Annotated in this window: 10 protein-coding genes; 3 read left to right on the forward strand and 7 right to left on the reverse strand. The window is 40.7% G+C overall.

Annotation, left to right across the window (positions count from 1 at the left end; genetic code table 11):
* Positions 1–195: 195 nt before the first annotated feature.
* The 4 genes from QT711_RS08030 to QT711_RS08045 all read right to left on the reverse strand — a co-directional run bounded on the left by QT711_RS08030 (position 196) and on the right by QT711_RS08045 (position 4,539).
* Positions 196–768, reverse strand: a complete 573-nt coding sequence (locus tag QT711_RS08030) for a competence protein ComK (RefSeq protein WP_317943279.1) — start codon at positions 766–768, stop codon at positions 196–198.
* Positions 769–932: 164 nt separating this feature from the next.
* Entirely contained in the window at positions 933–1,973 is a 1,041-nt protein-coding gene (locus QT711_RS08035) for a DNA sulfur modification protein DndB (protein ID WP_317943280.1), read from the reverse strand.
* Positions 1,974–3,065, reverse strand: a complete 1,092-nt coding sequence (locus tag QT711_RS08040; protein WP_317943282.1) for a DNA sulfur modification protein DndB — start codon at positions 3,063–3,065, stop codon at positions 1,974–1,976.
* Positions 3,066–3,504: 439 nt separating this feature from the next.
* On the reverse strand, positions 3,505–4,539 hold the full coding sequence (locus QT711_RS08045; protein WP_317943283.1) for an S-layer homology domain-containing protein: 1,035 nt from the start codon (positions 4,537–4,539) through the stop codon (positions 3,505–3,507).
* 180 nt (positions 4,540–4,719) lie between these two features.
* Between QT711_RS08045 and QT711_RS08050 the strand changes: the two genes are divergently transcribed.
* From QT711_RS08050 to QT711_RS08055, 3 genes are all read left to right on the forward strand, one after another.
* Positions 4,720–5,529, forward strand: coding sequence for a hypothetical protein (locus QT711_RS08050; RefSeq protein ID WP_317943284.1), 810 nt, complete (start codon positions 4,720–4,722; stop codon positions 5,527–5,529).
* Between the two features lie 67 nt (positions 5,530–5,596).
* On the forward strand, positions 5,597–5,770 hold the full coding sequence (locus QT711_RS19645; protein WP_450097597.1) for a DUF7685 domain-containing protein: 174 nt from the start codon (positions 5,597–5,599) through the stop codon (positions 5,768–5,770).
* The gene (locus QT711_RS08055) at positions 5,752–5,988 is read left to right on the forward strand and encodes a DUF7713 domain-containing protein (protein WP_450097598.1); all 237 of its coding nucleotides are present in this window, start codon (positions 5,752–5,754) and stop codon (positions 5,986–5,988) included. The genes QT711_RS19645 and QT711_RS08055 overlap by 19 nt, the downstream gene beginning before the upstream one ends.
* 376 nt (positions 5,989–6,364) lie before the next feature.
* On the opposite strand, the gene QT711_RS08060 is transcribed toward QT711_RS08055, so the two are convergent.
* The 3 genes from QT711_RS08060 to QT711_RS08070 form a co-directional block, all read right to left on the reverse strand.
* The gene (locus QT711_RS08060) at positions 6,365–6,598 is read right to left on the reverse strand and encodes a transposase (protein ID WP_317943286.1); all 234 of its coding nucleotides are present in this window, start codon (positions 6,596–6,598) and stop codon (positions 6,365–6,367) included.
* Between the two features lie 109 nt (positions 6,599–6,707).
* Positions 6,708–7,706, reverse strand: coding sequence for an Rpn family recombination-promoting nuclease/putative transposase (locus QT711_RS08065; protein ID WP_317943287.1), 999 nt, complete (start codon positions 7,704–7,706; stop codon positions 6,708–6,710).
* A 180-nt stretch (positions 7,707–7,886) separates the two neighbouring features.
* Entirely contained in the window at positions 7,887–8,174 is a 288-nt protein-coding gene (locus QT711_RS08070) for a hypothetical protein (protein ID WP_317943289.1), read from the reverse strand.
* Positions 8,175–8,456: the final 282 nt, after the last annotated feature.

Genomic DNA, 8,456 nt, shown 5'->3' on the forward strand with positions numbered 1-8,456 from the left:
CCACTCTTTACATACACATTTCTATAGAACAGCATTGTACGCAGCTTTACTTTTTACGACTCGTTTCGTTCGTAGAAATTCTCCAAAACAAGGTTCATCAAGATCCCCACTCCAACTAAAGCAAAAAAAGAGACGCCACGTAATCAATTATCGTGGCGTCTCTCCCATCTATAATTTTAATCGAACCGCTTGGCTTTAACGATTCATGTATTCCTTCGATTCTACTTGTTGGAAAGTATAGTTCAACTGTCCGCTATGTTTACTGACTTCGTATGTTGTACGTTGTTCACGTATTTGTTCCGTTGCTCTAGCAGTCCGTGTTTCAATCTCATAACGAAGTGTGCATGTACGTTGAATTTTCTCTTCAAGCGATTTCTTGCTAATTGGAACAATGATAAAACTTCCCCCACTCAGCCATACCTTTGTATGTGTTTTATCGATTGACTCGTAACTAATTATGTGGTGTAAGGCGAGCCATATACAAACGGGCTTTGCTGGAGAGATGACCGGAAACCAATAATGTCCAAGTGTCTCATTCACCATAATCGGCATTTTTTTAATTTTGCCAAGTATCGATTTGGCACCATCTCTTGCTCCACGCAAGCTGGCGCCATAGTATAGTAGCGTTGCGTTCAAGATTTCTTCCTGCTTTTCCTCTACCAACAACATACCATTCCTGGTGAGCACTTTTGTAAACTGTCTTCCGTTCTTAAATTCCGGTATTAATGCTAGTGCATCTTCATCTAAACGATACTTCTTCAGCTCCATATACGTCTCATCCTCCAATTTCTAATTTTGTTTCTTACTTTTTTGAAGTGAAAAGAGTATACTAACCAATAGGTTGGTTTTCTCCAATCTACTTCTCAGGTGAGATCTTCATGTCTGCCCGACAAACTCTCACCTGGGATGTCTTACGTTATAAATTCCCCAACTCACTCACCCCCTTTTTGCTGCAGCCAATCAATCAAAGCCCTTCGATTGCTATTGCTAGGATCTAAGTAAAAATATGCTTCTCTTCCTTTGAAGTCTCCCTCAAAACGCGTCCAAACGTCTTGGTCCCTCTCCCAATTGATCGCTGATAGATTCCGCATTCGACGCTGCACCGTTTTTATTTGGTCTTCGAATGCTAGCTCTCCAATGGAATCGACTGCATAACTTGCAACTGCATAGAGTAATGGAAAGTTCGCAAGCATCGATTCATGGAAGTTTCCAATCGTCTTTACCGGGTACAGCATGAACAATTCCTCCAACCAACTGTTGACAAGTTCAATATAGTTTTCCTCTTTACTAATACTATCCACATCTCTTTTCGTCTTTTGTCCGGTTTCAATTTCCTCTATGAACAGTTCAACAATTCTCCGAAGTTGAGCGAGTGACATCAGGTTTTTGTTTGCTGGACGCATAACTGCATTCTTTTCTTGTTCCACACCAGCTTCTTTTAATTGTCCATTCGCGTTCAACAAGCTGTTTGTGACGACGTTAATCTGATCCCTGGAGTCATACGCAATCCGTTTGGACAACCCAACTTTCTTCCCCTTCCGATTATGATCAATGTACAATTGGTTGACTTCCTCGATTGACAACCCTTCAAATATCTGAAAGGGTACTTCAATTTTATCGAGCACTTGACGCAGATTAATTGCCTCGCTATATTCCACGTCGTTGACACTGGACATCCCTTTCAGAATATACGTCTCTAGTTGTAAAAATGCTTTCAGTCGATGGTTTCCGTCAATTACCACAAGTCGCGACGGCTTCCCTTCAAGCTCACCTTCCTGACAACTCGCAACCAAAGGAGGCAAGTAAATATCACCTGTTGCATAATTCTCGGTAATGTACGAACGCAATTTCCGTACATTTTCTTTCCTTGTCGTCCGAGTTTCAAGCCGCCCCTCATTTTCCATCTCCAACAGTTCAGGGATTGAATACGTGAACAGTGCTTGTTTTGCATTGAAAACGCTTTCGATTATCACTTAATTGGCCTCCTCGCTATCAATTGTAGTGATCAAGCTAAGTGCTGTTCTTTTGACAGCTGTAACGCCAGAATGTCCTGTTATCCGCTTTCCTTCAGCATCATACATATGGGCAAATAGCGGGTCGTCATGCTTCCAGGAACAAATCTTTTTTAAACAATCAAGCTTCCGAAGTGCTTCAGTATAGTCCTTCTTCTCTTGCCTCACATAATGAAAGACCGTAAATGCAAGTGCTATTTGGATGCCACTAATTCCTGAGACGTATTTCTTCCGATTAGCTGCTTGCTTCGGAAAAATCTGTTGCAACTTCTTAAAAAACTGAATTGCTATTTCTTCCATGTCGTTTTCTCGCTCCGGGAGGATTAAATCACCAGACATAATGGTCAACTTCCCTTCAAAAAGCGCGACAAGGCATTTTCGCATAATGGTCAAAGAAGTGAGTGCAGGATTTCCGAGCATGAGACGGGATAGTTCCAGTTCAATTTCCATCACATCTTTCAATTGTTCCGCCACATTCCGGGTCAATCCAATGTATTCATCACGCTGATCATACTTCATGACGATGCCCTGATGAATTTCCCGCCGCTCTGAATTCAAATCCGAGAACATTTGCCTCTCTTCTTTTTGAGATAAATCCAAATAAATTTGAAGCGCGACCGGATAGTTTTCAATTTGACTAAGCTGCCTTGCAATTCTTTCAGCCTCTTTGTACTTGCCCATTTCCTCCAGCTTGATCTTGCTATTCTCCAGTACATTCACAGCAGCAGCCATAGCCGAACACCTGTGCTGTCCATCAGATATATACAAAGTCGTCCCTGGCTCAAGTTCAAATTCTCCATTTACCTCTCGCAGCATCCCCCTTGCAGAGAAGATGAACGGTGAAAAGTAGAAGTATTCATTCGTATCAAGACTCCGGAGGATGAACTCACGAATTTCAGCTCGACGCCTTGGGTCTAATTTCCGTTGTACTTCATGATCTACTTGGAAGAAAGCACGCAAAGTCCCAAATCGCAGTTGTGTAACTAGAATTTCTTTGTCAAACTGTTTATAGACGGTTCCCTTGAATCTAACAGTAGTTCCTGCTATAGTCATATTTTCCTCCAACCTCCTTTATTACCAACTGACTATATTGTACCTACTAATTCTACGCTTGTCTATTAAATTCAGTTTTTTCCGAACTTTTATCTGTTTACCCCTACCTCTTGTACCCTTTGGATCTTGGTTCTTTACTGTTAATAAAGGAAATACTATATTAGTAAGTTTATAAAAATCTGTAATTTCACAAGGTACTTCAAGTACGTTTACCAACCCTCGCCCCAAAAGTTCTCTTCGAGTAAGTGAGGAGCTTACAAACCAATAAAAAGGCCTCCCGCAGAAGCAGAAGGCCTTACACAACTTTAACTAGCTACTTAATTGTATACACAATCATACTTGAATTCTTGACGGTACTTGCACCAGAAACTTTCACGTTAATTTAGTAAAATCGAGTGGATATGCATGAAAACAACCTGGCACAGGCACCTATTCTCCGTTAGAACGGAACAACATCACGGTAAATTAGCTGTACAGCTGTATGGGTTTTATCTTTTTTCACAGAGAGCAATACCGAATATGTCCCTTTATTCCAGTATGTAACAACACTTGTCCCTTTAATGGGTTGTACGATATCTGCAGTTCCTAATTCTTTTTCTGCCCTACCATGAATGATTGCATGTAAATACATCATTTCATTCCAAGACAGGTTGTATTTCTTTCCTGGATCGAGATCATACACCATCGAGGTTAATTTCCCGTCAATAAAGGAATACGTCAGGTGGGCATTATACTTAAATTTTTCTACTTCATAAATCAGTGAAGTTTTGTTTCCATCAACCACTTTATTAAGCAATTTTGCAGTTTCAACTTTTTCAACCTGACTTGGACTCATCGTAAAGTTAATGCCGGGAATTACATAGGTGCCTATTCCAATGTCAGGATATTTTTGCATGGCCCTTGCAATAAATGCCGAAATCTGACCTCTTGTTAATGGATCATTTGGACGAAAAGACTTATCAGAATAACCGGTTGTAATGTTTGCCTTTACAATTTTTTTAATCGCTGAGTAAGAAGCGGTCTTAGGGTTAACATCTTTAAATTCCAAAGGTGACTCCATGCTTAGCTTGAATGCTCTTGCAATGAAAATAGCCATTTGCCCTCTCGTTACAGCTTCATTAGGTCTAAATGTTCCATCTGAATACCCTTGAATGATTCCTGACTGAACAGCAGAATTGATATACCCGGAGAACTCGGAACTTTTTGGGACGTCTTTAAAAGGTGTAGTAACCTTGTCCCCGTTCAATCCTAATGCTCTTGAAATCATTACTGCTACTTCTACGCGGTTAACATGTTCATTTACACCAAAGGGTCCCGATGAGGAAATAACGCCTTTAGTCAATAAAAAACTAATTTCTTTTGAAAAAACGTGATTTGCAGGAACATCATTAAAGACATTTGCCGCTGCTTGTTTATTGCCGAACATCGGAAACACCAAGAACATTACGAGTAACGTAATCATTAATTTCTTCAAGTCTTATCTCCTACTTTCTCTAGTACTACTATAATAGTACATTATAGACAAGAAAAAGGATAGATTGGAAAAACTCAGTATCTAAGTATTTTGACGGTGCCTAGATACGTTAAAAATTTCCCCAACCATGTATCCCTTTTGACCATACCCCTCTATATAGAGAGTAAAGGGGGTATTCACATGACACACTACTTAGCGCAATACACGAAATTCGATTCGATTGAAGAAATGGATGCGGCGGCTGAACGGCATATGAAGCGCAACTGGGACGAGCTGACGAAATCGGATCGGCAAGTGTTCGATAGCATCCGTCGTTATTCGGTCAAATATGGCGCAGCACACTTAAAGCACGGCACGATCGAGGACGCAATCGGCAAATCGAACACAACGGTTAGGCGGGCGATTCGTAAACTGACAGCGCTCGGCATAATCGAAAAAGTGCCCTTTATCCGCCCTGTGATGAGCGGGCTTGGCGCAAATATTTACATCATTTTGCCGTTTGATGACCAGGGGGGAATGAACGACCGGGATACTGTGGACAAACCGCATGACTGCAAGGAAAACGAGGAACTTTCGACAGACGAAGCCCTTCTTCCTAAATCTTCTTTAACCCATAAAGTTCTTAAGAACACGTCTCTGCTCGAACCGTCTACGTTATCCACAAGTCTGTTCAGTAGAATGAAAGAATTGCTTTCAAACACAATCGGAGACACGAAACTAGCCCGTGAATTTTTCGGCATCCACAAATCCGTATCAACGCGTATGTTGAAATTTGAAATCTATCAGCATGACCACAAGATTTTCGAGGAGTTGGCCTACCGTGCACTCATGATTACCATCATGGCCACGAAGAAAAAAGGGATCCGTAACTTGCCCGGCTATTTCAAAGGCGTACTGAATCAATTGGTGGAGGAAAAGTATTTCGAGGAGATGTTTATGCTGTTTGATAAACCAGTGGTGTATGAATTGCCGATGAATGTGCGGGGATGAAGCTTTTTTGACGGTCTCTCAACAAACGCTTTGTGCTAAAATGAAGCTAAAAAACGGAGTGACTTGAATGGAATGTACAATTTGTGGAAACAGCCCGTCCCGCGTACAGTTTAATGGGCAGCCACTTTGTATGGATTGCTATAATGCTATGATGGCGAAGGAGTTTGGAGTGGACCTTCCAACGCTACCTAAAACCGACTCAAAGAAAAGACCAAACATGGCCTGTCGGAGACTTATGTAGAAACCGTTCAGTTTACAAACGGCAGGCCATACACTTCTGTCAAAGGCAATCAGTTGAAAGGCGTGCTTTCGTATCATGAAACCGACAGCGAAGGACCGCTCGTTATCATTGACGGCAAACCATTTACATGGAATGAAGTCGGTCATCTTTTGCAAGCAATTGAAGGCTTTCAAGTGAAGATTGAAATGAAGGATATAACGAATGCGTGGGACGAATGAAGTCATTAGGTATTCGATTAAGATAATTTGTATGGATATGCAATCAAAATATGCAAACACCTCCACTACAACATTCAATTATTATGAATATGCAATTGTAGCGAATTAACTGTTTTAAACCCTAAACAGATACCCAAAAAATAATTCTTTAGGTTCGCAAAAAGGCCTAAATTAAAATTCCAACAAACTTATCCAATTTAGCGCAGTGAAAAAGATCTAGGCATTCTTAATTGTCGAGGAAGCGTTTTCCTTATTGTAAAGCTCCATTAACTCCGTCTCCTCTCGAATGATTGGCCGTATGAAAAAAGCCAGGTTCTAGAACAAATTCAAGTTCTAAAACAACCTGGCTCTCCTAGACTACACAAGGATACAACTTTCACTGCAACGTTTCCCTCATTTTCTCAATTTCCTCTTTTTCCAAGTGCGTCACTTCTGCTATAAAATCCGTCGGCATTCTCTTTCTTAACATTTCAACGACCACTTTTTTCACGCCTTGTTTCAAGCCTTGTTCCAAACCTTGCTCCAATCCCTGCTGAACGCCCTTTTCCCATTCCAAATCAAAAGCATTCTTAATTGTTGGGGAAGCGTTTTCCTTATTGTAAAGCTCCATTAACTCCGTCTCCTCTCGAATGATTGGCCGTATGAAAAAAGCCAGGTTCTAGAACAAATTCAAGTTCTAAAACAACCTGGCTCTCCTAGCCTACACAAGGATACAACTTTCACTGCAACATTTCCCTCATCTTTTCAATTTCCTCTTTTTCCAATTGCGTCACTTCTGCTATGAAATCCACTGGCGTTCCCTTTCTTAACATTTCCACGACCACTTTTTTAACACCTTGTTCCAAACCTTGCTCCAAACCCTGCTCCAAACCTTGCTCCAGTCCCTGCTGAACACCCTTTTCCCATTCCAGATCAAAGGCATTCTTAATTGTCGGGGAAGCGTTTTCCTTATTGTATAATTCCATTAGCTCCGTCTCCTCTCGAATGATTGGCCGAATTTCGTTTGATAGCTGTTTCGTATAGGCTTCTGGCAATTGTAACAAGTAGTCGATAAAATGAAAAACGGCTTGCACTGCGGTGCGTGAGTAGTTTTGATTCCTGATTAGCTCACGCATTAGCTTACTTTTGAACAGATAGCGTTGATGGGCTTCGTCTCTAGTCTGATGGAAAACTTTTGCTGCTAATACAATCTTGCTAAAAATATTCTCTGAGCGTTCCAATTCATCATTAGAATACGCTTCCGTTCGGTAATTTCGATAGGAATAGTTCAACTCAGTCCCTAAATAATTGTACGTAAAACGTTTTGGAATGGTATTTTTGTAAGGTGATGTGTGAACAGCGATGGCAACAATCTTTTCTTGATAGCGATCGTAGATGCGATAGAAATAGCGAAACATTCGTTCAGGAAAGTCAGATTCATTCTTACTTTGTACTTCGATATGGATAAGAATCCATTGTTCCTCACCATTTTTCAGTCGGACTTTCGCCAATCGATCTGCAAACCGCCGACCTTTTTTCTCGTCTGCAATTTCCTGAAACAGTTCCTTGTCCAAAAAATCAGTGGACTGTTCAAAATCAATCTGTGCGTGTAATTCCGGTGAAAAAAACAATACAAAATCCTCGAATAAATCACCAATGACTTTCTTCCATAAACCATCTTGATCCGACGAGCCGCCGTCATAAGTCACTTCTTCTTCTCTGACCCACGCCACCGCCATTTTTAACACACCCCCCATCTGTATTGGACAGTGCCAGTGCCAGAAGCATTCATGTTAATCCCATCAACTCGTATGGATATGCACTCAACAAATACAAACACACCAACTGCAGTGAATCAGTTTTATGTATATGCTATTGTAGGGAATTAACTGAATCCAACTAAGCACAGGTACTGGATTTTAAGTAAGCGACTGACGCGAGAATTGTTTTGCTTGAATCATTTTCCATGCGAAGTTATCCACTCTAGCATGGCGTGGCACGTATTTGTAATGCACTTCTTGGATGCTCTCGTCACGACCATGTTCAACTAAATCGGAAGTGATGTAAACAACCCCTTCGTACTTATTCATCTGCGTTCTTTTTTCATCTGTTACAACCGTAATCAGATCTGTCCTTTGTGCACGTAGATTTTCAATCAACGTTTCCGTTTCCGGATAATCTCCCCAAATAATCGCATTCGTGTACATTTCCCTATCCCCTTTGATGTATATTTGCTTTCTCATCCCATTATATCACTACCAAAGCAAAATGGAACTATATTGTATAATTTTTTAGAATAAAATAAAAATTATAGTCTACTCCTGCAGGTGTCTGTGTCACAACTTCACCAAATACGTTTTTGGGATATGTGTATTTGGCAAGTAGGAAATGCATAGTTTGGCAGTTAAAAATGTAGCTACTTGCCAACATCCATTTTATCGATTTAGTAAAGATTCTTTATGACGAAAACTCTCTCGATTAAATACTAT

The organism is Sporosarcina saromensis (assembly GCF_033253735.1).
Taxonomy (GTDB): Bacteria; Bacillota; Bacilli; order Bacillales_A; family Planococcaceae; genus Sporosarcina; species Sporosarcina saromensis.

What these genes read in the sequence shown, in the direction of transcription:
- QT711_RS19645 (WP_450097597.1), top strand. Translation starts at nt 5,597, where the DNA reads ATGGAATGTACAATTTGTGGAAACAGCCCGTCCCGCGTACAGTTTAAT.
- QT711_RS08070 (WP_317943289.1), bottom strand. Translation starts at nt 8,174, where the DNA reads ATGTACACGAATGCGATTATTTGGGGAGATTATCCGGAAACGGAAACG.
- QT711_RS08030 (WP_317943279.1), bottom strand. Translation starts at nt 768, where the DNA reads ATGGAGCTGAAGAAGTATCGTTTAGATGAAGATGCACTAGCATTAATA.
- QT711_RS08060 (WP_317943286.1), bottom strand. Translation starts at nt 6,598, where the DNA reads ATGGAGCTTTACAATAAGGAAAACGCTTCCCCAACAATTAAGAATGCT.
- QT711_RS08040 (WP_317943282.1), bottom strand. Translation starts at nt 3,065, where the DNA reads ATGACTATAGCAGGAACTACTGTTAGATTCAAGGGAACCGTCTATAAA.
- QT711_RS08050 (WP_317943284.1), top strand. Translation starts at nt 4,720, where the DNA reads ATGACACACTACTTAGCGCAATACACGAAATTCGATTCGATTGAAGAA.
- QT711_RS08065 (WP_317943287.1), bottom strand. Translation starts at nt 7,706, where the DNA reads ATGGCGGTGGCGTGGGTCAGAGAAGAAGAAGTGACTTATGACGGCGGC.